Annotated in this window: 18 protein-coding genes; 14 read left to right on the plus strand and 4 right to left on the minus strand. The window is 33.4% G+C overall.

The window, feature by feature from the left end:
* Positions 1-4: 4 nt before the first annotated feature.
* The gene (locus tag ACFSC2_RS05590; protein ID WP_379816423.1) at positions 5-1237 is read left to right on the plus strand and encodes a sensor histidine kinase; all 1233 of its coding nucleotides are present in this window, start codon (positions 5-7) and stop codon (positions 1235-1237) included.
* A gap of 163 nt (positions 1238-1400) precedes the next feature.
* Complete coding sequence (locus ACFSC2_RS05595; protein ID WP_379816424.1) at positions 1401-2210, plus strand: mechanosensitive ion channel family protein; 810 nt, start codon at positions 1401-1403, stop codon at positions 2208-2210.
* A gap of 379 nt (positions 2211-2589) precedes the next feature.
* On the opposite strand, the gene ACFSC2_RS05600 is transcribed toward ACFSC2_RS05595, so the two are convergent.
* Together ACFSC2_RS05600 and ACFSC2_RS05605 are read right to left on the minus strand one after the other, a co-directional pair.
* Positions 2590-3279 (minus strand): SIMPL domain-containing protein, encoded by a 690-nt coding sequence (locus tag ACFSC2_RS05600; RefSeq protein ID WP_379816425.1) that lies wholly within the window; start codon positions 3277-3279, stop codon positions 2590-2592.
* A gap of 52 nt (positions 3280-3331) precedes the next feature.
* Complete coding sequence (locus ACFSC2_RS05605; RefSeq protein ID WP_379816426.1) at positions 3332-3970, minus strand: rhomboid family intramembrane serine protease; 639 nt, start codon at positions 3968-3970, stop codon at positions 3332-3334.
* Positions 3971-4082: 112 nt separating this feature from the next.
* Between ACFSC2_RS05605 and ACFSC2_RS05610 the strand changes: the two genes are divergently transcribed.
* Together ACFSC2_RS05610 and ACFSC2_RS05615 are read left to right on the plus strand one after the other, a co-directional pair.
* On the plus strand, positions 4083-4958 hold the full coding sequence (locus tag ACFSC2_RS05610) for a lysophospholipid acyltransferase family protein (RefSeq protein ID WP_379816427.1): 876 nt from the start codon (positions 4083-4085) through the stop codon (positions 4956-4958).
* 179 nt (positions 4959-5137) lie between these two features.
* A complete protein-coding gene (locus ACFSC2_RS05615) occupies positions 5138-6622 on the plus strand; it encodes a glycosyl hydrolase (protein WP_379816428.1) in 1485 nt (494 codons plus the stop codon).
* Between the two features lie 68 nt (positions 6623-6690).
* Here ACFSC2_RS05615 and glmM read toward each other — a convergent pair whose 3' ends face one another.
* Complete coding sequence (glmM, locus tag ACFSC2_RS05620) at positions 6691-8079, minus strand: phosphoglucosamine mutase (protein ID WP_379816429.1); 1389 nt, start codon at positions 8077-8079, stop codon at positions 6691-6693.
* 257 nt (positions 8080-8336) lie between these two features.
* On the opposite strand from glmM, the gene ACFSC2_RS05625 reads away from it, so the two are divergent.
* The 10 genes from ACFSC2_RS05625 (at position 8337) to ACFSC2_RS05670 (ending at position 25438) form a co-directional block, all read left to right on the plus strand.
* The gene (locus tag ACFSC2_RS05625; RefSeq protein WP_379816430.1) at positions 8337-8921 is read left to right on the plus strand and encodes an acyl carrier protein phosphodiesterase; all 585 of its coding nucleotides are present in this window, start codon (positions 8337-8339) and stop codon (positions 8919-8921) included.
* An 86-nt stretch (positions 8922-9007) separates the two neighbouring features.
* Positions 9008-10693: a gamma-glutamyltransferase gene (ggt, locus tag ACFSC2_RS05630; RefSeq protein WP_379816431.1), complete on the plus strand. Its 1686-nt coding sequence runs from the start codon at positions 9008-9010 to the stop codon at positions 10691-10693.
* Positions 10694-10765: 72 nt separating this feature from the next.
* A complete protein-coding gene (locus tag ACFSC2_RS05635) occupies positions 10766-12550 on the plus strand; it encodes a chloride channel protein (protein WP_379816432.1) in 1785 nt (594 codons plus the stop codon).
* Between the two features lie 100 nt (positions 12551-12650).
* Entirely contained in the window at positions 12651-13619 is a 969-nt protein-coding gene (locus ACFSC2_RS05640; protein WP_379816433.1) for a tetratricopeptide repeat protein, read from the plus strand.
* 113 nt (positions 13620-13732) lie between these two features.
* Positions 13733-14686 (plus strand): Fic family protein, encoded by a 954-nt coding sequence (locus ACFSC2_RS05645; RefSeq protein ID WP_379816434.1) that lies wholly within the window; start codon positions 13733-13735, stop codon positions 14684-14686.
* A gap of 101 nt (positions 14687-14787) precedes the next feature.
* Complete coding sequence (uvrA, locus tag ACFSC2_RS05650) at positions 14788-17619, plus strand: excinuclease ABC subunit UvrA (protein WP_379816435.1); 2832 nt, start codon at positions 14788-14790, stop codon at positions 17617-17619.
* 12 nt (positions 17620-17631) lie between these two features.
* Positions 17632-18726, plus strand: coding sequence for a hypothetical protein (locus ACFSC2_RS05655; RefSeq protein WP_379816436.1), 1095 nt, complete (start codon positions 17632-17634; stop codon positions 18724-18726).
* 346 nt (positions 18727-19072) lie between these two features.
* Entirely contained in the window at positions 19073-19801 is a 729-nt protein-coding gene (locus ACFSC2_RS05660; protein WP_057116425.1) for an LOG family protein, read from the plus strand.
* Positions 19802-20090: 289 nt separating this feature from the next.
* Positions 20091-22838 carry a gluzincin family metallopeptidase gene (locus tag ACFSC2_RS05665; protein WP_379816437.1) on the plus strand — a complete coding sequence of 916 codons (2748 nt, stop codon included), beginning with the start codon at positions 20091-20093 and terminating at the stop codon, positions 22836-22838.
* A gap of 188 nt (positions 22839-23026) precedes the next feature.
* Positions 23027-25438 (plus strand): alpha-ketoacid dehydrogenase subunit alpha/beta, encoded by a 2412-nt coding sequence (locus ACFSC2_RS05670; protein WP_379816438.1) that lies wholly within the window; start codon positions 23027-23029, stop codon positions 25436-25438.
* A 278-nt stretch (positions 25439-25716) separates the two neighbouring features.
* On the opposite strand, the gene kdsB is transcribed toward ACFSC2_RS05670, so the two are convergent.
* Positions 25717-26451, minus strand: coding sequence for a 3-deoxy-manno-octulosonate cytidylyltransferase (gene kdsB, locus ACFSC2_RS05675; protein WP_379816439.1), 735 nt, complete (start codon positions 26449-26451; stop codon positions 25717-25719).
* Positions 26452-26453: the final 2 nt, after the last annotated feature.

Here is a 26453-nt window from a genome sequence, read left to right on the forward strand (position 1 = left end):
GATTATGAAAACTCCCATTGAAAATCCGGTTAAATTATTAATCGTCGATGACAAAAAAGAAAACCTTATGTCGCTCCAAATCATTTTGGCCGACAGAGGTTACGAATTTGTTGAAGCGAACTCTGGAAAAGATGCCCTTCGAATTCTGCTTAAAAGTCAGGATTTTGCTATTATTCTGATGGATGTCCAGATGCCGCTTATGGACGGATTTGAAACCGCCGAAATGATCCGTCAAAGCGATAAATTGAAACAGGTTCCTATCATTTTTTTAACGGCAAATATGAATACAACAGATTATATCTTTAAAGGATATCAAGCTGGTGCGGTTGATTATATGATAAAACCTTTGTCTCCGGAAATACTTCAGGCAAAAGTTATGGTTTTTACAGAATTGTATAAAAAAAATAGGGAACTCAAAATTAAAGAAGAAGAAGCAACTATTCTGAATGCGAAACTGTTAAAAGCCAACGAAGAATTAGAAGCACAATATAATGCTATAGAAAAATACGCCACTGAACTAAAAAAGAAAAATGCTGAATTAGATGCTTTTACACATATTTCGAGTCATGATCTTCAGGAACCTTTAAGAAAGATTCAAACCTTTACCAATATTCTTCTAGCAAAAGAATATGATAATCTAAGTCCAGACGGTCGTATCAAATTTGATCGCATATTGTACGCAACAAATCGAATGCGGGATTTAATAAATGATCTTTTAAATTTTTCGCAGACCAATGTTACAGATCGCGTTTTCGAAAATATTGATCTTAATATTGTAATAGAAAATGTCAAAGAAGCGCTTCGTGAAAATATTAAAGAAAAAAAAGCGCTCATAAAAACCAATATTCATGGCAATGTAACTATTATCCCTTTTCTGTTTATTCAGTTACTTGAAAATCTTATGAATAATGCTTTGAAGTTTTCACAAAAAGAGATTCCGCTGCAAATTGAAATTACAAGCCGAATGGTTAACGGAAAAGATTTAGATGTTCTCAATCTAGCACCTGTAGAAAACTACTGCCATATTATTTTTCAGGATAACGGAATAGGATTTGAACCTGAATACAGCGAAAAAATCTTTGGTGTTTTTCAAAGACTGCACAGCAGAGACGTTTATAACGGAACCGGAATTGGTCTCGCGATCGTCAAAAAAATAGTTGAAAACCATAACGGAATAATTACCGCGTCTGCCAAACCAATGGAAGGAGCTGTTTTCAATATTTATCTTCCGCAATAATAAAAAATAATCTACTGCTGAATATAAGCAGTAGATTGTTTTTATAACTCTAAACTTTCATAGTAGTGATTATATAATTAAATGGTAAAAACCTATAATTACTTCCCTTGTGCTATCGCTAAATTTGTAGTTAACGCTTTTTAATTACAAAAATATTCAAAGTATGGAGGAGTTTTTTCAAGATATAATCAAACATCTAGAGGGTTATTATCAAGGTCTTGTAGATATTACACCCAAAATATTATTAGCCATTTTAATTATACTGCTCTCCTGGTTTATTGCTGCCAAGGTCAAAATGTTTTCTGACCGAAGATTAAAACGAAATATAGACGATCCGCTTTTGGCTTCTTTTATTGCCAACCTTATCAAAGTGGTATTAATAATCATTGGATTCCTCTTTATGTTCCGCGTTATCGGACTCACAGGCGTTGCGCAAAGTGTTCTCGCAGGTGCCGGAATTTCAGCATTTATTATTGGTTTTGCATTAAAAGATATTGGAGAAAATTTTCTAGCTGGTATTTTATTGGCTTTTAAAAGACCTTTTTCTGTCGGCGATATCATCGAAAGTAATGGTGTAAAAGGAAAAGTCGTTGCGCTAAATCTTCGTGATACACAAATTAAAAGCGACAGTAAAAACATTTATATTCCCAATGCTTTACTAATAAAAAATACCCTTACCAATTTTAACAGCGAAGGTTTTCTGCTTCAAGATTTTACCATTGGTCTGGAATATGGAGCCGATTATAAAAAAGCAATTCAAATTATTACCGATGTTATAAAAACCGACAGCGAAATTGAAGACAAAGGTTATTCTAATTCTGCAGTAGTTGCGGGAATTACTGGTGCTGTAGTTCAGATTGTGGTTCGATATTGGGTAAAAACGGATTTGTCTATAACCGATGGAAGACACCGCTCTGAAGTAATTATTAAAGTTACCGAAGCGCTTAATGCTGCAGGATTTGTTGTAAAATAAAAACTGTTATTTATTAGTTATCCGAAATTCATTTTAAACATAAAACAAAACCCTTTAGTAAATCTTACCAAAGGGTTTCTTTAAATCCGGACAACACATCATGCAAATCAGCTTTCAGCAAAAAGTATTCGAAAACATTAAAATCAACTGACTCCCCTTTTCATGAAGCCGAACTTAAATCATCTCTTCTTGTTGTCCTTTTTTTGATTCATTAAAGCTAAAAGTAATCTCACAAAAAAAATTACATAATTAGACTGCTGAAATTATAGGATTACGATTTGGATACCGTTTTATCGTTTTCATCAAAAATTAAAGCATAAAAAAACCAAACTCCAATTGAATTGGAATTTGGTTTTTAAAGATTGAAATCTTGATGTTTTTATTCTAAAACAAAGCTCACACTTACATTTGCAGTAATTTCGATTTCGCCAATAGCAAGAGTTTCATTTGAAGCTCCCATAGAATCAGCTTCTTTCATTCTCATAGCAGCATACATTGGCTGTGGGTGATACACTTGAGAATTGTCTGAAATCGTAAAAGCCTTACCTACTTTCTGTCCTAAAACAGACACATATTCTTCTGCTTTTACTTTAGCATCTTTCATCGCCAATTTTCTAGCTTCAGATTGGTATTGTGCCAATTTAGAAGATTCGAAAGAAACTTTGTCAATACGATTAATTCCTTGTTGCACCAAACCTTCCATCAATTCGTCATATTTAGACAAATCTTTTACTACGATTTCTACAGTCTGAACAGCGTTGTAACTTGTTTTCTTTTTCTCATAATCGTATTGCGGATTAAGAGAAACTTGTTTAGTTTTAAAATCTGCTGTCGGTACATTCATTTTTTTAATGAATTTTAAAACAGCGTCCATTTTTTCGTCGTTTTGTTTTTTAACGTCTTTAGCATTATTCCCTTTTGTTTCAACCGTAGCTGAAATACAAACTTGATCAGGGGCTACTTTTACTTTTCCTTCGCCGTTCACATTGATCAGCGGAATTTGTTTGATTTCCTGGCCGTAAGACATAGTCATAAACATGATTGTTAAAAATAATACTAGTTTTTTCATTTTTGTTAGATTTTAATTATTTGATAAGTGCATTCCAAAAGTTATGCCAGCATTACAATTTTCCTAATTTTGCCATTCCAAAAAGTATTAAAATTGGAACTGCAAGAAGTATTACAATAAATGTCTGGTCAGTAATCAATGAAGGAACTTTGATTAATGTGATTAGATAACCGCCTACAGCACCTCCAAAGTGTGCTGTGTGTCCAATATTATCATTTTTGGCGCGCATTCCATAAATAGAATACAGCAGATATAAAATTCCAAATAAATATCCCGGAATAGGAAGAACAGCATATAACCATAAGTCATTATTAGGTTCTAATAAAATTGAAGCATATAAAATACCGGTTACTGCTCCCGATGCCCCTACTGCTCTATAACTGTAATCATCTTTATGAAAAATCATCGTAAGGAGGCTTCCAAATATTAAACTTCCAAAATAGATCAGCAGAAAAGAAAAATTTCCTAAATGTCTGATAACGGTTGGCGCAAAAAACCACAATGTCAGCATATTAAAAAATAAATGCATCATATCGACATGCAGAAAACCAGAAGACAGCATTCTCATCTGTTCTCCCGAACGAATACTTCCGATATGAAATTCGTATTTTCTAAAAAAATAAAGATCATTAAAACCTTTATAACTAATCAAAACATTTGCAATGATAATGCCTGCCAAAAAAAGATTCATAAAATATAATTATTGTGAATTGTAAATATAATCATTCTAAAACATAAGTATGCAAGAAAGCAAAATATCAATCGCAAAGCATTTTTTAAATATCTTTGTAAAAAAAATTTACATGCAGTTTTTAGTTTATATTTTGGCCTATCCTTTATTATGGCTTATTTCTATACTTCCTTTTCCAATATTTTATGCGTTTTCAGATTTTGTTTATTTTTTAATTTACAGAGTTGTCGGATACCGTAAAAAAGTCGTTCGTGCGAATTTGGCACTTACTTTACCGCATTTAAGCGATTCTGAAAGAAAAGATATCGAAAGGAAATTCTACAAACATATGTGTGATATGTTTTTGGAAATGATTAAAACCATGACTATTTCTGCCGAAGAAATGGAAAAAAGATTTCGTGTAACCAATATCGAATTGGTTCTAGATTATGCTAAAAAAGGAAAAAGCGTCATTCTTGTTGCTTCGCACTATGCAAGTTACGAATGGCTTTTGACTATAAATCCGAAATTAGGTTTTCAAGGAGTTGCTGTTTACAAAAAACTGGCAAATCCCTATTTTGATAAATTAGTCCGCAAGATTCGAACAAAATACAACACAGAAATGATCGAAACCAGAAAAGCAATTCCGACTATGGCACAAAACCAACGTGAAGGAAAATTAAGCCTTTATGGTCTTGCAAGCGATCAGTCGCCAAAATTGGACAGAATTTTTCATTCGATGCCTTTTTTAGGAATTGAAGTTCCTGTACACACAGGCGCTGAAATGCTGGCAAAAAAATACGATTTGGCAGTGATAATGGTAAAAGTAAAAAAGGTAAAAAGAGGTTATTACGAAGCCACATTCCTTTCTCTTGCTGATGATCCGAAAGAATATCCAGATTTTGAAATCACAGAAATGTACCTAAAAGAAGTCGAAAAGCAAATTTTGGAACAACCCGAATTTTATTTGTGGACACATAAAAGATGGAAACACAGAGTTGAAAAATAATACTATAAAAAAATCCAAAAAGACCTAATTGCTTTTTGGATTTTTTTGCTTTTAAGCCATTTTAGGCTATCTACAGATACATTTGATGGGTTTTTGTAATATTTTTTTTGATAAGTTATTAATTGCAAGAACAATATATTTGAGGTTGATAAAATTTACCCAAATCAAATTATCATCTTATGAAAAAAAACCTATCTCTTACATTGCTGTACTTATTTTTTGCAGTAGCTGCTTTCGCTCAAAGCCCAAAACGCGGAATAGCTTACGGACAAAATTCTACAGCTGACTTACTGGCTCTTAAACCCGGAATTTCATGGTGGTACAATTGGGGTTCTCTGCCCGAAAACGAAACCAACGCTAATTACGAATCTATCGGAGTTGAATACGTTCCTATGGCATGGGGAAAAATCAGCGATGCTGAAGTTCAGGCATTTATTAACAAAATAAAACCTGGAGCAAAATATTTACTAGCCTTTAATGAACCTAATTTTAATGACGGCGCAAGATTAACTCCGCAAGAAGCTGTAAATGCCTGGATCAATGTTGAAAAAATTGCAACAGCAAAAAATCTAGAAATTATAAGTGCTTCTCCTGCCTACAACGGCCCCGACAATTATGGCGGTTATAGCGATCCTTTAAAATGGCACGACGAGTTTTTTCGTTTATGCCCAAACTGTAAAGTAGATTATATTGCTTTTCATACCTACGATAATACAGCGGGATCTGTAATTGGTGTTACGAGTCTTTTAAAAAAATACAATCGCCCTATTTGGGTAACCGAATTTGCCAACAGGGTTATTCAGACAGCAGATCAAAAAATAGCTTTTATGAAAGATATTCTGAACAGCTTTGAAAACGATCCTGATATTTACAGATATTCTTGGTTTACAGGAAGAGTTCCTGCCACATGGACGGATATGCTGGAAGGACAATTATTAAGTCCTGCAAGCGGTGTTTTAAAGCCCATCGGAACAGAATATATAAATGTTTCTTACACCAATAAAAAAATGAACATTCCCGGCAGAATTACTGCCAACAAACATTACCGACGAAAAGGAACTACATTAATAACAACAACTGATTCTGGAACTACACAAACAGTTTCTTCTATCAATAATGGAGACTGGAATGAATTCATGCTAAGTGTAGCTAATGCTGGAACTTATAAACTTTCTTTCAGAGTCGCTTCGCAAACCAATTCCGGTAAGTTTGATATTTATGTAAATGATGTTATCGTAAAAACTGATGAAACTTTTCCAGCAACTGGAGGCGCTCAAACTTATACAGATAAAATTGTAAACGGAATTACTTTACCAAAAGGCGAAGTATATTTGAAAATCAAATTCAAATCAGACGATATGAATTTTAATTTTATTGATGTTGAGACAGTAAATTTAGGAGTAGAGGATCATTTTTCAGAGAAAGATGCTTTAACTATTTATCCAAATCCGTTTAAAGAACAATCTGTACTCAACATAAAATCTTCGACTACGGAACCTCTTCATTTAAAAATTTCAGACATGAAAGGTGCAATCTTTTATTCTTCTGATGCCTTTTTTACAAATGAAGATATCAAAATTGGAGATAAACTTTCAAATGGAGTTTATATTGTAACAGTTCAATACGGTTCGTTTAAGAAGTCAGCAAAAATTATTAAAAATTAAAAAACAGCTGTATATACAAAACAAAAATGCCTCTTTTACAGAGGCATTTTATATTTTAAAACTGAAAATTAAATTCCAGCAATCACTTTTATTTCATCAATAATTCGAAGTGCTAATTTATCAGCAGCATCTTGTGAAGGCGCTTCTGTATAAATACGAATAATTGGTTCTGTATTTGATTTTCTTAAGTGAACCCATTCTGTTTCAAAATCGATTTTTACACCATCGATTGTAGAAATATCTTCGTTTTTATACTTCTCCGTCATTTGAGTCAAAATCGCATCAACATCAATTTGCGGCGTCAATTCGATTTTGTTTTTACTCATATAATATTCTGGATAAGAAGCTCTCAAAGCAGCAACAGACATTTTTTTGTTTGCCAAATGTGTCAAAAATAAAGCCACTCCAACCAAACTGTCACGTCCGTAGTGCAATTCTGGGTAAATAATTCCGCCGTTTCCTTCACCGCCAATTACTGCATTATTTTTTTTCATTAATTCAACCACATTCACCTCACCTACTGCACTTGCTTCGTAGTTTCCGTTATGTGCATTGGTAACATCTCTCAAAGCGCGAGAAGATGACATATTTGAAACTGTATTTCCAGGTGTTTTACTTAAAACATAATCAGCAACAGCAACCAAAGTATATTCTTCACCAAACATTTCTCCGTCCTCAGAAATAAAAGCCAAACGATCTACGTCTGGATCAACCACGATTCCTAAATCAGCTTTTTCTTTAACAACCAATTCCGAAATATCGGTTAAATGTTCTTTTAGAGGTTCTGGATTGTGAGGAAAATGTCCGTTTGGCTCGCAATACAATTCTATTACTTCAACTCCCATTAATTCAAGAAGTTTCGGAATGATAATTCCTCCAGAAGAATTTACACCATCAACAACCACTTTAAATTTAGCTTCTTTTACAGCTTCAATATCAACTAATGGTAAATTTAAAACCTCGTCGATATGAATGTCCATATAAGCATCATTCGCAATGATCTCGCCTAAGCTGTCAACATCTGAGAAATCAAAAGCTTCAGCTTCTGCAATTTCGAGAATTTTAGCTCCGTCTGCACCGCTTAAAAATTCCCCTTTAGCATTTAATAATTTTAAAGCATTCCATTGCTTTGGATTATGAGAAGCCGTTAAAATAATTCCTCCGTCTGCTTTTTCTAACGGAACAGCAACTTCTACAGTAGGCGTAGTAGAAAGACCTAGATCAATAACATTGATTCCTAAACCAATCAAAGTATTTACAACCAAATTATGAATCATTGGTCCAGAAATTCTCGCATCACGGCCAATTACAACAGTCAATTTATCTTTAGCAATATTATTTTTTAAGAAAGTTCCGTAAGCCGATGCAAATTTTACCGCATCAACAGGAGTTAGATTATCTCCTACTTTTCCACCGATCGTTCCACGGATTCCAGAAATAGATTTTATTAAAGTCATTTTTGTGAGTATAGGTTATTTTACTACAAATATAGAAAAGTTGCCGAGATTCTTAGATGCCAAGCTTTAATAAAAAAGCAGCTAAGACGCTAAGGTACTAAGATTCTAATCAACTTAGTAGCTTAGTGACTCAGAAGCTTAGAGGCTTAGCGACTTTGCCCTAATATAACAAAACCATTTAAAAAAGTTTTTATACTTTTACAATAATATGCTTCGTTTCTCGACAACTTAGAACCTTAGCAGCTTAAAAATAAAAAATGAATTTCCTAGCTCACATATATCTTTCTGGAGACAATGATTTGATTAAAATCGGAAATTTTATGGCCGATGGAATCCGTGGAAAACAATTTGCACATTTTCCAGAAGATGTTCAAAAAGGTATTCTTTTACATCGATTTATAGATACTTATACCGATTCTCACGATATTTTTAGACAAAGCACCAAGCGATTGCATGATAAATACCACCATTATGCCGGCGTTATTGTCGATATTGTTTACGATCATTTTCTAGCCAAAAACTGGACAAAATATTCCGATGAAAAACTAGAAGATTTTATCAACCGATTTTACAATTCGCTGCATCAGAATTATGATATTTTGACCGAAAAGACGCAGGGTTTGATGCCGTATATGATCGAAAGAAACTGGCTTTTAACTTATCGAACTGTTGAAGGAATTCAGCAGATTTTAACGCAAATGGATCGAAGGTCAAAAAACACGTCACGCATGCAGTTTGCTGTTGAAGAATTAAAAGAATACTACGACGAATTTGAATCAGAATTCACATCATTTTTTGAAGAATTAAGGAAAAATGCAAACGAGAAATTAATTTCTCTTTAATTATTCCCGAATTCACATTCATTCAACAAAACACTTCATCCAAGTTTAAAATATAAATGTAAACCATTTTAAAAGTTTCATTTTTTATGAAAAAAATCACACTTATTATATCTCTTTTCTATCTAAGTGCTTATTCACAACAGACACAGATAAACCCAACCGGTTTGGTGGTTACAAAAGCAATGGTCGTTTCGGCCCGCGAAGAAGCTTCTAAAATTGGAGCCGACATCATGAAAAAAGGCGGTAATGCTTTTGATGCTATGGTTGGTACAGAATTGGCTTTGGCAGTTGCTTTTCCATTCGCAGGAAATATCGGCGGCGGCGGTTTTATGGTTTACAGAAAAGCAAATGGCGAAGTGGGATCTATAGATTATCGTGAAAAAGCACCTTTGGCAGCCACAAAAGATATGTTTTTGGATGAAAATGGAAATGTTATAAAAGGAAAAAGTACCGAAACGGCTTTAGCAATTGGCGTTCCGGGAACTATTGCAGGTGTTTTTGCCGTTCACAAAAAATACGGAACCATGAAAATGTCCGAAATTTTGAAACCAGTTATTGCTCTTGCCGAAAGAGGTGTTGTGGTTACTCAAAAACAAGAAAAAAGTTTAAAAAGTTATCACGAAAGCATTGTAAAAATTAACGGAGAAAACTCGCTTCTCTCTGGAAATTTCAAAGAAAATGATACCATAAAATATCTAGCTTTAGCTAAAACCCTAAAGAGAATTCAGAAAAAAGGACGAAATGAATTTTATAAAGGAGAAACAGCAAAAATCCTTGTAAACTACCTGAAACAAAAAGGCGGTATTATTACTATGGAAGATTTGGCTAAATACGAAGCCAAATGGAGAAAGCCTTTACAATTTACCTACAAAGGTTTAAAAATTACTTCGATGGCGCCTCCAAGCAGCGGCGGGATTTGTCTGGCACAAATTTTAAAAATGCTCGAACCTTACGATTTAGCTAAAATGGGTCACAATACAGATGAAGCCATCCAGGTAATTGTTGAAGCAGAAAGAAGAGCTTATGCCGATAGAAGTTATTTTCTAGGTGATCCCGATTTTGTAAAAATTCCATTAAAAGAGCTTTTAAACGAAAATTATTTAAGAGACAGAATGTCGAGTTTTAATCCTGAAAAAGCAAGTTTATCTTCTGAAATAAAAGAAGGAAAAGTGACTTATAACGAAAGTACAGAAACGACACATTATTCTATAGTAGATCAATTTGGAAATGCCATTGCGGCGACCACCACCTTAAACGACGGTTACGGTTCTAAATATTACTGTGACGAATTGGGTTTCTTTTTAAACAATGAAATGGATGATTTTAGTGCTAAACCAGGTTCTCCAAATATGTTTGGTTTGGTCGGAAATGAAGCCAATAGTATTGCGCCGCAAAAAAGAATGTTGAGTTCTATGACGCCAACAATTGTAGAAAAAGACGGAAAACTTTTTATGGTTGTGGGAACTCCCGGCGGTTCAACTATCATTACTTCCGTTTTGCAGACCATTTTAAATGTTTACGAATACAAATTCAGTATGCAGGAAGCGGTAAATGCTCCTCGTTTTCATCATCAATGGCTGCCAGATTTAATTACTTTTGAACCAAATACTTTCGAGGCAAAAACAATAGATAAGCTTAAAGCTAAAAAATATCTAATTAACGAAAAACCAACTCCAATTATCGGAAAAGTCGATGCAATTTTGGTTTTACCAGACAACAAATTAGAAGGCGGTGCCGATTTTAGAGGTGATGACAAAGCTGTCGGTTTTTAAGAGTTTCACTTATTTTATTTTTTTATACAACATTATAACCTAATTTTGTAAACCCGATAATTTTATGACAGAATGCTAAAAAAATATTTCAGAAGACTCGAAAGCATAATTGCCTTGGCACAATCATTAATGACTCCAAAGCAGTTTATTTTTTTATCAAGCGTTTTAATCGGAATATCCTGTTCTCTTGCTGTAATCGTTTTAAAAACTTTTGCTCACAGCGTTTTTTCTTTTGCCACTTACATTAACGGAATCCTTAAATTAAGTTTCATCAACAGTATTCTGCCAATCATCGGAATTGTACTGACCGTTTTTGTGGTTAAAAAAGTTCTTAATGGGAGCATTCAAAAAGGAACTTCTCAAATCTTATATGCGGTTGCAAAAAAAGCGAGTATAATCCCGAAAAAGCAGATGTATGCTCAAATTGTAACCAGTTCGTTAACAGTTGGCTTAGGAGGATCCGCAGGTTTAGAAAGTCCGATTGTAATTACGGGTGCCGCATTTGGATCTAATTTTGCTCAAAATTATAAATTACAATACAAAGACCGAACTTTATTAATTGGCTGCGGTGTTGCTGCCGGAATTGCGGCGGCTTTTAATGCGCCAATTGCTGGAGTTCTTTTTGCTATCGAAGTTTTGCTGGTAGATGTCAGTATTTCTGCCTTTACTCCTATTATGATTTCTGCAGCTACTGGCGCTTTAGTTTCTGCCATTGTTTTAGACGAAAGCATTCTTTTAAGCTTCAAAAAACAAGAGACTTTTGATTATCATAATATTCCGTTTTACGTTACTTTAGGAGTTCTTACAGGACTTGTTGCAATTTATTATTCCAGAAATTTTCAGCGAGTAGAGCATTATTTTTCCAAACAGCAAATTGGTCCGTACAAGAAAGCATTAATTGGTTCATCACTTTTAGCCTTATTAATTTTTGTATTTCCGACTTTGTTTGGTGAAGGTTATGAAAGCATCAAAACATTATCAGAATCCGATCCTGGGAAAATTTTAGACAACACACTTTTTGCCGATTTTAGAAACAATCATTGGGTTTTACTGCTTTTTGTAGGTGCCACGATGATGGTAAAAGTATTTGCTTCTGGTTTAACTATCGGAAGCGGAGGAAATGGAGGAAATTTTGCTCCTTCTCTATTCTTAGGTTCGTATTTAGGATATTTCTTTTCTAAACTTATAACGCTAATCGGAATTTCAAAACTGCCGATAAGCAATTTTACAATGGTCGGAATGGCTGGAATTTTGAGTGGTTTATTTCATGCGCCGCTTACTGCAATATTCTTAATTGCAGAAATTACAGGAGGTTACGGACTTATGATTCCGCTTATGATTGTATCTTCTATAAGTTTTGCAATTTCTAAACGTTATGAAAAATATTCGCTTGACGTAAAAGGACTTGCTAAAAAAGGACATGCTTTTACCAGCAATAAAGATTCTAATATCTTATCAACTTTAGATATTGATTCTATCATTCAATGTGATTATTTGACGGTGCATCCAGATGAAAATTTAAGCAAATTGGTTGATCTTATTTCGCATTCTAATCAGGTTGTTTTTCCTGTTGTTAATAATGAAAAAGATCTAGTTGGGATTGTCCATTTTAACGATGTAAGAGAAATAATTTTCAACTCTTATCGTGTAAAATACACTCAAATTAATGACGTAATGAAAACTCCAGTTTCCACAATTTCTTCTTATGACAGCATGGAAATCGTAATGAGTAGATTTGAAAAATCGAAATCGGCATTTCTTCCTGTTTTACGAAATGAAAAATATTACGGCATCATTTCTAAATCTATAGCACTTGAAGCTTATAGAACAAAATTGCGTTCGATGACTATTGAATAAAGATTTTCATGGTTTTAAATTAATAGATATATTCATACAGATTATATACTATATTTGGTTGTGCTTTATAACCCAAAAATAAAACCAAAAAATCAACAAAATGAAAAACTACTTAATTCTCATTATTTTTCTTGCCGGATTTAAAAATGTTCAGGCACAGGATACCTCTAAACTTGATAGCCAGAAAATCATGGAGGAACTTGCAGATGCAGCTTGTAAATGCATTGATTCAATTCCAACTTCAAACAGAGTAAAAGATTCTATTACTGCAGATATACATTCCTGTATAAGTGATAAAGTAGGAGCTTATCAAATGGGCGAAAAATTTTCAAACTTAGATTTATCAAAAGCACTAGAAAATGCAGAGGGGAAAAAAGAAATAAATATCAATATGAATTTTGACCCCAATTCAAAGGAGTTCAAAGAGTCATATTATAAAATAGAGCGCTATCTCATGAAAAATTGCAGCGCTTTGAAAAGAAAAATTGCCACTAATGATAAAGAAAGTAAAAATTCAGTTTCTGAAAACGAAGAAGCATTAAAATTTTATCAATTAGGAATTGACGAATCAGGAAAAGAAAACTATAAAGAAGCTATAGAATATTACAAAAAGGCAGTAAAAATTGATCCAAATTTTGCATTTGCTTACGATAATATGGGAATTTGCTACAGAAGATTAGAGCAGTATGATCTTGCAATCGAGTCTTATGAAAAATCTCTAAAAATTGATCCAAATGGATTAATGCCACTCCAAAATATTGCCGTTGCTTACCAGTATAAAAGGCAATATAAAAAAGCAGTAAAGACGTATGAGAAACTTTCAAAGATTCAATCTGAAAATCCAGAAGTTTATTACGGAATCGGTCAGATGTATGCGTTTTATCTGAATGATACTGAAAAAGGGTTAGAAAACATGTGCAAGGCTTATACCCTTTACATACAACAAAAATCTCCTTACAGAACTGATGCTGAAAAAATAATTCAGATGATTTATGAGCAGATGAAAAAAGACGGTAAAGAAGAAGTTTTTAATAAAATTTTGACCGCAAATAATATTAGCCAAAATTAAATCTTTCATTTTTTTTTCACCTTACCCAAAACTTCCATTAAAAGAAAAAAATACTCTTAACATCGGATAAGTTAAAAATTTAACTCATCCGATATTAATACCTATCTTTGCGTATGTGGAATATTGATTTAACATACCGCTCAGAATTTGAATCAACCTTTGAAAGATTGTATCAAAAAAGACAGAATCTGCAGAACAGCAGACCACTGCCCAATATCGCTTTGAACAAAATTCGTGAAAGTTTATCGTTAGAATGGACATACAATTCTAACGGTATCGAAGGAAATACAATGAGTTTACAAGAAACTCAAATGGTAATTCAAGAAGGCATTACCATTAAAGGAAAATCACTTCGCGAACATTTTGAAACACACAATCATGATAAAGCAATTGACTATTTATACAAAATCGTAAATGATGATTATAAATTACGTAGTATTGACATTCTATCGATTCATGGATTGGTATTAAGATCTATCGAAGATGATTTTGCTGGAAGAATCCGCAACGGAGGCGTTCGAATTTCTGGCGCTAATTTTATACCGCCGAATGCAAACAAGGTTTCCGATTACTTAGATGAATTAATTGATTTTATCAACACTAATCCGTTGGCCCTTAACGATATTGAGCTTGCCACAATTTACCACCATAAATTAGTGTGGATACATCCATTTTTTGATGGAAATGGCCGAACTGTTCGCTTGAGTATGAATTTAATTTTGATGCGTTCTGGTTTTCCGCCGGCCATTATCCTAAAAAACGATCGTAAAAAATATTACGAAGCATTAAACCAAGCTAATAATGGTAATTATCAAAAACTAACTCTTTTGATGTGTCAGGCATTAGAAAGAACTTTGAATATTTATCTTAACGCTATGCCGGGCTATGACAATGATTTTCAGAAAATTTCGGATATTGTCAGTGAGCCAGAAACACCTTATGGTCAGGAATATGTTAGCTTATTAGCTCGAACTGGCAAAATAGATGCTTACAAAGAAGGTCGAAATTGGTACACAACCAAAGAAGCCATCGAAAATTATATGCATAATAGACAAAGAAAACGCTGATCATATCTCAGCTTATTTTGTTACTAATTGTAACATAAAGTTTTGCTATCGAGCACTAAAAGAATAAATCAAAGTGGTAACTTTGCGTTTTGCTCAAAATTATGTTAGAAAAAGACAACACTATCGAAGTTCTCGGCGCAAGAGTTCACAATCTAAAAAATATCGACATTTCTATACCTAGAGAAAAACTAGTTGTAATTACTGGTTTATCGGGCTCTGGGAAATCATCTTTGGCATTTGACACCATTTATGCCGAAGGTCAGCGTCGTTATGTCGAAACTTTTTCGGCCTATGCAAGACAATTTCTTGGTGGATTGGAACGTCCCGATGTAGATAAAATAGACGGACTTTCGCCTGTAATTGCGATTGAACAAAAAACGACCAGTAAAAGTCCGCGTTCTACCGTTGGGACTATTACAGAAATTTACGATTTCCTTCGTCTTCTTTATGCACGTGGCGCAGACGCATACAGTTACAATACAGGCGAAAAAATGGTTTCGTATTCTGATGAGCAAATCAGAGAATTAATTATAAAAGATTTTAACGGAAAACGTATCAATATTCTGGCTCCTGTAATTAAAGCCAGAAAAGGACATTATGCTGAATTATTTCAGCAGATTACCAAACAAGGTTTTCTAAAAGTCCGTGTAAATGGCGAAGTTCAAGATCTGGTTTCTGGAATGAAACTAGACCGTTACAAAACTCACGATATCGAAATTGTAGTCGACAGAATGTTGATTGAAGATACACCAGACAATCAAAAAAGATTGGCAGAAAGTATCAATACGGCGATGCATCACGGCGAAGATGTTTTAATGGTTTTAGATCAGGATTCTAATGAAGTACGTTATTTCAGTAGAAATTTAATGTGTCCTTCAACCGGAATATCTTACCAAAATCCAGAGCCGAATTTATTCTCGTTCAACTCTCCAAAAGGTGCGTGCCCGCATTGTAACGGACTGGGAACTGTTCATGAAATTAACGTCAAAAAGATTATTCCGAATCCGAAACTATCGATAAAAGCAGGAGGTTTTGCACCGCTTGGGGAATATAAATCATCTTGGATTTTTAAGCAGTTAGAAACAATTGGTGAAAAATTTGGTTTTAAAATCACCGATCCAATCGAGAAAATTCCAGAAGAAGCTATGAATATGATTCTTCATGGCGGAAAAGATAAATTTACTGTAAGCTCAAAAGATTTGGGCGTTACGCGCGATTATAAAATTGATTTTGAAGGAATTTCTCATTTCATCAAAAATCAATATGACGAAAGTGCTACAACAAGCATCAAACGCTGGGCAAAAGATTTTATGGATGAAATTCCATGTCCTGTTTGCGAAGGCTCTCGTTTAAAAAAAGAAGCTTTATTTTTTAGAGTGAATGGAAAAAATATCACTGAATTGTGTGATATGGATATTTCAGATCTAACGGCTTGGTTTCTGGATTTAGAAAATCATTTGACTGACAAACAGCTTTTAATTGCATCTGAAGTTGTAAAAGAAATCAAAGATCGTCTGAACTTTTTAATGAATGTTGGTTTGAATTATCTGGCTTTAAGCCGAAGTTCAAAATCACTTTCTGGTGGTGAAGCACAGCGTATACGTCTGGCAACACAAATTGGTTCGCAATTGGTTGGCGTTTTATATATTCTAGATGAGCCAAGTATTGGTTTACACCAGAGAGATAACGAAAAATTGATTCATTCGTTAGAACAATTACGCGATATTGGAAACTCTGTCATTGTGGTTGAACACGACAAAGACATGATAGAAACCGCTGATTATGTAATAGATATTGGTCCAAAAGCTGGAAAATACGGCGGAGAAATTATCAGCATCGGAACTCCAAAAGAAACTCTGGCATCAAATACGATTACTGCTCAATATTTGAATGGTAAAATGAAATTTGATATTCCGAAAGAGCGACGTAAAGGAAATGGCAAATTTTTAAAATTAACGGGTGCAACAGGAAACAATCTAAAAAATGTTTCAATTGAGATTCCGCTGGGACAAATGACTTGCGTTACGGGAGTTTCTGGAAGCGGGAAATCGACTTTAATTAACGAAACCCTCTACCCGATTCTAAACGCCTATTATTTTAACGGAGTAAAAAAACCGCAACCTTACAAGAAAATTGAAGGTTTAGAACATATTGATAAAGTAATTGATATTGATCAAAGTCCGATTGGTAGAACACCGCGTTCAAATCCAGCGACTTATACAGAAGTTTTTACAGAAATTAGAAACCTGTTTACTATGACTTCCGAAAGTATGATTCGAGGTTATAAAGCAGGGCGTTTCAGCTTTAATGTAAAAGGCGGAAGATGCGAAACTTGCGAAGGTTCTGGTGTAAGAACTATCGAAATGAACTTTCTTCCAGACGTTTATGTTGAATGTGAAACTTGTCAAGGAAAACGTTTTAATAGAGAAACTTTAGAAATTAGATATAAAGGAAAATCAATTTCTGATGTTTTGGATATGACGGTTGACGAAGCGGTTCCGTTTTTTGAAAATATTCCAAAGATTTATAGAAAAATCAAAACGATTCAAGATGTTGGTTTGGGTTATATTACGCTTGGGCAGCAAAGTACAACACTTTCTGGCGGTGAAGCGCAACGTATAAAACTAGCAGGAGAATTATCAAAAAAAGATACTGGAAATACGTTTTATATTCTGGACGAACCTACAACTGGTCTGCACTTTGAAGATATTCGCGTTTTAATGGAAGTGATCAATAAATTAGTTGATAAAGGAAATACAATCTTAATTATCGAACATAATATGGACGTAATTAAACTTGCGGATTATATTATCGACATTGGTCCTGAAGGCGGAAAAGGCGGCGGACAATTGGTTGCCAAAGGTACTCCTGAAGAGGTTGCCAAGAATAAAAAAAGTTATACGGCTAAGTTTTTGAAAAAAGAATTGGAGTAATACTTTAAAATCATGAAGAACTTTTTTTTCGTTTTAATACTTGTAAGCCAAACTATATTAAGTCAGCAAATAGAGATTTTTAACTATCCCAAAAATCAATATCGGGTTGAAACAAAAAATTTCAAAATCAATCCAACACCAAATTATCAGTTTCTTAATGAAGCCTATTTCCCTATTACCGTAAAAGACTTAGATCTAAAAAATAGAAAATCCATTAAAAACATTAGTTGTTATTACAATGACAATGAAGCAAAAACTTATTATCTAGAATTTACTTTCGAAGGTAAAATAGCTCTGACTGAGGATTTTTATCGAAATGAAAAGTTTCTTTTCAATTATTCTAAAGAAGTAATTACTAGACAACGATATGAAATTGAGAGTGACAAATCAGAAAGATTATATTCCATAGATAGTATTATTTATGATCACAATCAAAATATCATAAGAAAGTCATTAACTAATTATAATTTAAAACAAATAATTTCAGAAATACACATTGAAAATTACGAATATTTTGAAAAAAATAAATTAGCAAAAATGTATCAATACAGCATCGTAGAAAACATGCCATATCTTGCTGGAGATTTATTTATTTATGAGCATACAATAGATCGAGTTACAGAAAAAATTTATCATTTTGAAAGCAATAATCATAATACGAAAGAATTAAAAAAGGATTCAATAACAATTAATCCTAATTTCAGGAAAAATGTTTATTACTTAAACAAAAAAGGGGAAATTTCAAAATTTGATCATTTTTACACAGATAAAAGCATAGATAAATCAACTAATCTAAAATATGACAATTTCAGTAAAATTACTTCAATTACTGCTACTCATCTTGATGAACCTGATACGCAAACTTTTAAATTTGACATCAACAATAATCTTATTGAATTGACTTATGATAAAGCAATCCGAAAATGTAAATACGACAAAAATAATAATCTCATATCTGATATCTTAACAGATAAGGAGAGTAATCAAAATATTTTCGCCTTAGAGCAAAGCTATCAGTACGACACAAACAATAACTGGACTTCGATTGTAATTTTTAAAAATGGATCTTTCGATACAAAAATGACCCGAAAAATAAATTATTACTAAAACAGTATTTTTAATCTCACAAATTATTGATATTGAGAACAAATAGATATCGCATATTTTATCTATCCACTTTTACAATCTAATAATTACGTATTTCTATAACAATTCTAGAAAAAAGCGTTAATTTAGTGTCCGCTTTTTGAAAAATTCAAAGTTTAAAAAAGATTTTTCGATTGAACCAATTGTTTATTCGAAACCTATTGCCCTAGCCCTGATGGAAGGGAAAATCCTTTTGTGTCTCGTTTTTTTCTAACGAGACACAAAAGATTGGAAGGAACAGCAGGAAATGGCTCCTTATACCAATCAAAAACATAATGAAACAAAATAATAAATTAAAATACCTAAAATGAGATTAGAAGATTTTGATAATGATGAAGATAAAGTAATTCAGGATCGTTTGAAACAAAAGACGTGGAATGAAATTAGAACCAATGACAGCTGGGCAATCTTTAAGATTATGTCTGAGTTTGTAAATGGTTACGAAGCAATGGGACGTATTGGGCCTTGTGTTTCTATTTTTGGTTCTGCCAGAACTAAACCAGATGATAAATATTATTTACTGGCTGAAAAAATAGCTTATAAAATTAGTAAAGCGGGTTACGGCGTAATTACGGGAGGAGGTCCGGGAATTATGGAAGCTGGTAACAAAGGTGCACATTTGGGAGGCGGAACTTCGGTTGGTTTGAATATCGAACTTCCGTTTGAACAGCATTTTAATCCTTATATCGATCATGATAAAAACCTGAATTTTGACTACTTCTTTGTGAGAAAAGTGATGTTTGTTAAGTATTCGCAAGGTTTTGTGGTGATGCCTGGAGGATTTGGAACTTTGGACGAAATGTTTGAAGCGATCACTTTAATTCAGACTAAGAAAATTGGAAAATTCCCAATTATTTTGGTTGGCGTTGAATTCTGGTCTGGATTGATCGAATGGGTAAAAACGGTCTTGGTTGAAAAAATGCATACTGTAAGCCCAGAAGATTTGAATTTATTTAAAATCGTAGACACAGAAGATGAAGTTGTTGATGTTTTGGATAAATTCTATAAAAAATACGATTTAAGCCCAAATTTCTAAAATTTTAAAACCATATATGTGATATAAGAAATTATAAGTTTACTGGGAAAGTCCCTAATATGAAATGAACTTACATGACTTATATGGTTAAATTTTATTAAATACCATAAAAATTAAGAGCTGTTTTTTTAAACAGCTTTTTTTATATTATTTTTACAAAAATCCTAAATCATTTTCAACTCCAAATATCCAAAATTGTAAGCCATTCTTGAAATCATTTTATAAAATTATAACCTACTTTTTAGTTTTATTTTTTTCGATAAAACTTACAGCGCAACATCAAACTAAGATGGAAGTGGCGGTGAATGTTGAGCTTAAAACACTAAACGTAAAACAGGATATTATTTTTCATAATACTTCGAATGATTCTTTGGATTCGATTGTTTTGAATGATTGGAATAATGCGTTTGCAGACAAAAATACGCCGCTGGCAAAACGCTTTTCGGATGAATTTTATAGAGGTTTTCATTTGGCGAAAGCAGCAGATCGCGGAAATACCACGATTCTAAATCTTACAGATACTGATTTCACAGCGTTAGAATGGGAACGCACTGATAAAAATCCTGATTACATTATTGTTCGATTGAATCAAAAATTGGCTCCCAATGAGAAAATCAATCTGCATCTGACGTATATTTCTAAGATTCCAAATGAGAAATTTACGCATTACGGCTTTGATCAAAAAGGCGGTATGGCATTGAAAAACTGGTTCTTGACGCCTGCTCGTTTTGAGAATCATTCTTTTATAAAATACAACAACTTTAATTTGGATGATATTGCTAATGGAACTTCTGATTATGAAGTTGAAATAAAAGTTCCAAATCAATATACTATTGCAACGGATTTAAATTCGGTTTCAAAAAACGTATCGAATTCAGATTTTACTATTTATTCTTTTATTGGAAACAACAGATCTGATTTCGGCCTTTATATAGAAAAACAAAACAATTTCAGAAGCTATAATAATGGCAGATTGGAAGTTTTGACGGATTTAAAAAACAAGAAACTAGATGAGTTTCAAAAGGCTATAATTATTAACCGCGTTACTTCATTTGCCGAAAATTTCATTGGTCAATATCCGTATGAAAAAATCACGGTTTCGCAGGCTGATTATGATCGAAATCCATTTTATGGATTAAATCAGCTGCCTTCTTTTATAAGCCCGTTTCCTGATGATTTCATGTTTGAAATTACTTTTCTAAAGACTTTTTTAAGCAATTATCTTAAAACAAGCCTTAAACTAGATCCAAGAAAAGACAATTGGGTTTATGACGGAATCCAGATTTATGTGATGATGAAATATATGGAGGAAAATCATCTGGATAAAAAAATGCTTGGACGACTTTCTGACATGAAATTGTTTAAAAGCTACAACATTACAAATCTGACTTTTAACGAACAATACAGCTATTATTATATGCTGATGGCTCGTAAAAATCTGGATCAGCCTCTTGGCGATCCTAAAAACACCTTAATTAAATTTAACGAACAAATTGCGAGCAAATACCGCGCTGGTTTAAGTTTGAGTTACTTGGATGATTATTTGAATCAAAATATTGTTCCCGAAAGTATTCAGCAATTTTATAATCTCAATAAAAACGCACAAACGAATCGTTATGATTTTGAGAAAATTTTGATCCAAAACAGTCCCAAAAATATTGATTGGTTTTTTAAAACTATCATTGATTCGCGCGACATTATTGATTACAAATTTACACACGTTTCTAGAACAGCAGACAGCATAAAATTCTCGATTAAAAACAAAACAGGCATTTATGCACCGATTCCGATTTACGGAGTTAAAAAGAACAATGTCGTTTTTAAGGAATGGATAGAACCTAAAAACCTAGATTCTGTTTATGAATTTTCTAGAAAAAAGGCGGACAAAATCGTGATTAATTACGATAATGAAGTGCCTGAGTTTAACCAAAGAAACAACTGGAAATCTTTAAAACATGTTTCCTTAAATCGTCCGATTAAATTCAATTTTGCTAAAGATCTTGAAGATCCTTATTACAATCAAATATTATATCTTCCGACGATTTATTATAATTATTATGACGGAATTACGCCGGGAATTCGTTTTAGTAATAAAACCATATTAGATAAACCTTTTATTTTTGATGTTAATCCTGCTTATTCTATAAAAGCTGGAACTTTGTCTGGTTCTTCTGCGTTTTCTTGGAGCGAATATTATAGAAATAGTCTGTTGTATAACGTTCGTTATTCGATCAGTCAAAATTATTTTCATTATGCACCAGATGCTACATACTTGAGATTGAATCCGATGGTGCAGTTCCGCATACGCGAAAGAGACTTTAGAGACAATAAAAAACAACTCATTTTATTGAGACAAGTTATTGTAAATCGTGAAGCCAGCGATTTTATTACCGATAATTCAAAACCTAATTATTCGGTTTTCGATCTTCGTTATTCTAACACCAAAACAGAACTTATTAATCATTTTAATGTGATGGGAGATTTGCAGTTTTCGAGCGGATTTTCTAAGGTTTCAGGAGAAATAGAATACAGACATTTATTTGAAAATAACCGAAAACTAAATCTTAGGTTTTTTGCAGGAACCTTTATTAAAAACACAACAAATTCAGATTATTTTAGTTTTGGTTTAGACAGACCTACTGATTATTTGTATGATTATAATCTTTTTGGAAGATCTGAAAGTTCTGGTTTTTTCAGCCAGCAGTATGTAATTGCAGAAGGTGGTTTTAAGTCGCAGTTAAAGCCCGCATTTGCCAATCAATGGATGACAACATTAAATGCTAGTTATGCTGTTTGGAACTGGATTGAGCTTTATGGAGATATTGGTTTCTTAAAAAGAAAGCATCAAAATGAATTTTTTGCTTATGATACTGGAGTACGTTTGAATTTGGTTCCTGATTATTTTGAACTTTATTTCCCTGTTTATTCAAATAATGGATGGGAAATATCGCAGCCAAAATACAATGAAAAAGTTAGATTTATTATCACTTTTTCTCCCAAAACATTAGTCACTCTTTTTACCCGAAAATGGTTTTAATTAAATAAATTTTAATCAAAAACATAAATTATTAATAACAAAAATAGAAAAACAATAAAAATAACATAAATAAAATACGTAGTTTTTTCGTTTTAAATACAAATAATTAAATTATATTTATTTTAAAGAATTATGATTATTGATTGTTTTTAAGTAATTTCGCGTCATAAATATGACCCTTTACGATTATGATAAAAGAAATGAACAATACTACTTTGACATTTGAAGATTTCAAAACTGCGGTATTGAATGACTACAGAATAGCGGTTACAAGTCGCGAATGTAGTCTTCTAGGTCGAAAAGAAGTATTAACCGGAAAGGCAAAATTTGGAATTTTTGGTGATGGTAAGGAAGTACCACAGTTAGCAATGGCTAAGGCTTTTAAAAACGGTGATTTCCGATCTGGATACTACAGAGACCAAACTTTTATGATGGCTATCGGCGAACTTAACGCCAAACAGTTTTTTGCTGGTTTATATGGTCATACAGATCTAGACTTTGATCCGATGTCTGCGGGAAGACAAATGGGCGGACACTTTGTAACCCACAGTTTAAACGAAGACGGTTCTTGGAAAGATTTGACAAAACAAAAAAATTCAAGCTCAGATATATCGCCTACTGCAGGACAAATGCCTAGATTATTAGGTTTGGCACAGGCTTCTAAAATTTACAGAAACGTTGACGGAATTACTATTAAGGATAAATTTTCTGTAAACGGAGACGAAGTTGCTTGGGGAACTATTGGTAATGCCAGTACTTCTGAAGGTTTATTTTTTGAAACTATAAATGCTGCAGGAGTTTTACAAGTACCAATGGTAATGAGTATTTGGGATGATGAATACGGAATTTCTGTTCACGCGAAACACCAGACTACTAAAGAAAATATATCTGAAATTTTAAAAGGATATCAGCGCGATGAAGATTCTAAAGGTTATGAAATCATTAGAGTTAAAGGCTGGGATTACGCAGAGTTAATTTCGACTTATGAAAGAGCCGGCGCTATTGCACGTGAAGAACACGTGCCGGTTTTAATTCATGTTAACGAATTGACGCAGCCACAAGGTCACTCTACTTCTGGTTCTCACGAAAGATACAAAAGCGCAGAAAGATTGGCTTGGGAAAGAGATTTTGACTGTATTCGCCAAATGCGTTTATGGATGATTGCGATTAATATTGCTTCTCCAGAAGAACTGGCAGAACTTGATTTCCAATTGAAAAAAGATGTTCTTGAAGCTAAAAAAGAAGCTTGGAACGACTTTATTAATCCGATTATTGAAGACCAGAAAAACCTTCTGGTTTTATTGGAGCAGATTGCAGAAGCAAGTATCAATCATAAAGAAAGAATTAAAAAGTTAATTTCCGAGTTAGCTGCTATAAAAGCGCCTCTGAAAAAAGAAATATTAGTTTACGCTAGAAAAATTCTTCGTTTTATTGAAGTTCCAAACAGTAAAGAACTTTTATCAAAATGGATAACAAAATTCCTGAACGAAACTCAAGAAAAATTCAGCAGTAATCAACATTCAGAATCAGCACAGAATGTATTTTCTGTTGAAAAAGTACTTCCAAAATATGCAGAAAATGCAATACCAGATTTGGACGGAAGAATGATTCTTCGTGATAATTTTGATGCTTTATTTGCAAAATATCCTGAAACTTTAATTTTTGGTGAAGATGTTGGAAACATTGGAGACGTAAATCAAGGTCTTGAAGGAATGCAGGAAAAATACGGAGAACTTCGTGTTGCCGATGTTGGAATTCGTGAAGCGACTATTATCGGTCAGGGAATCGGAATGGCTTTGAGAGGTTTACGCCCGATTGCCGAAATTCAATATTTAGATTATTTATTGTATGCTATTCAAATCATGAGTGATGATTTGGCTACACTTCAATATAGAACAGTTGGAAAACAAAAAGCGCCGCTAATCATTAGAACTCGTGGACACCGTTTGGAAGGTATCTGGCATTCTGGTTCTCCAATGGGAATGATTATCAATGCGATTCGTGGTATTCACGTTTTGGTTCCGAGAGATATGACACAAGCGGCAGGTTTCTATAACACGCTTCTTGAATGTGATGAACCGGCTTTGATTATTGAATGTCTTAACGGTTACCGTCTAAAAGAAAAAACTCCTCTTAATTTTGGTGAATTTAAAACACCAATCGGAGTTGTTGAAACTTTAAGAGAAGGTACCGATATTACATTAGTTTCTTATGGTTCGACTTTAAGATTGGTGCAGCAAGCCGCTAACGAATTGGCAGAACAAGGAATTGACTGCGAAGTTATTGATATTCAATCTCTGCTTCCGTTTGACATAAATAAAGATATTGTAAAAAGTATTGCCAAAACAAATCGTCTTTTAGTAATTGACGAAGATGTTCCTGGAGGTGCATCAGCATATATTCTACAACAAATTTTAGAAGAGCAAGACGCTTACAAATACTTAGACAGCAAACCACAAACTTTAGCTGCAAAAGCACACAGACCTGCATACGGAACTGATGGCGATTATTTCTCTAAACCTTCTGCTGAAGATATTTACGAGAAAATTTACAGCATGATGAATGAAGTTAATCCTTCTAAATTTCCTGCTCTGTATTAGAGATTTTAGATTTTAGATTTTACCATAATAAAAAAAAGCTCCAAAGGAGCTTTTTTTTATTTCATTATACAAAGTTGTCATTTCGACGGAAGGAGAAATCTCCGCAAGTAGCTCGACAAAGATTGACGATTCACTTTATGGAGTTTCTTGTGGAGATCCCTCGTTCCTCGGGATGACAAGATTGTGAATAGTACTAACGCTGAAACTTTGCAACTTTGTAACTCTGCACCTCTGTAACTCTGCACCTCTGTAACTTTGCAACTTTGCAACTTAAAAAACTAAATATCTCTCAACATAGCTCTCGCCTTCTCTAAATCCTCGGCTGTATCAATACCAATACTCACATGCTTAGTTTCGACCATTTTAATACGTTTTCCGAATTCTAAATAGCGAAGCTGTTCCAATTTCTCAGAAGCTTCTAAAGTTTTCATAGGAAGGCTGTAAAAGTCTAATAAAGCCTGTTTTCTAAAAGCATAAATCCCGATATGCTGAAAATAACGAACTCCAACATTTCTCTCTCTCGGATATGGAATTACAGATCTTGAAAAATACAATGCAAACTGCGACTGATCGACCACCACTTTCACATTATTCGGATTGTTGATTTCGTCTTCGTTTTTAATTTCACGCATTAACGAAGCTAAATCTACTTTCTTTTCTGGATCGTTTTTAAAAACAGATAAAACTTGCGCTAAAGGTTCAGCTTCTGTAAAAGGTTCGTCACCTTGTACATTTACTACAATATCAACATCAAGGTCCGCAATGGCTTCGGCAATTCGGTCGCTTCCAGATTCGTGCTCTTTGATGCTCATAATGGCTTTTCCGCCATTTGAAATAATTTCATTAAAAATTAAATCAGAATCGGTTACTACAAAAACATCTTGGAATAAGTTTGTCGAAACCGCAGCTTCATACGTTCTTAAAATTACTGATTTACCTCCTAAATCCTGCATTAGTTTTGCAGGAAAACGTGTTGAAGCATATCGTGCCGGAATTACCGCTATTATTTTCATTT

Origin of the sequence: Flavobacterium artemisiae (assembly GCF_042678225.1) — a bacterium.
Lineage (GTDB): Bacteria > Bacteroidota > Bacteroidia > Flavobacteriales > Flavobacteriaceae > Flavobacterium > Flavobacterium artemisiae.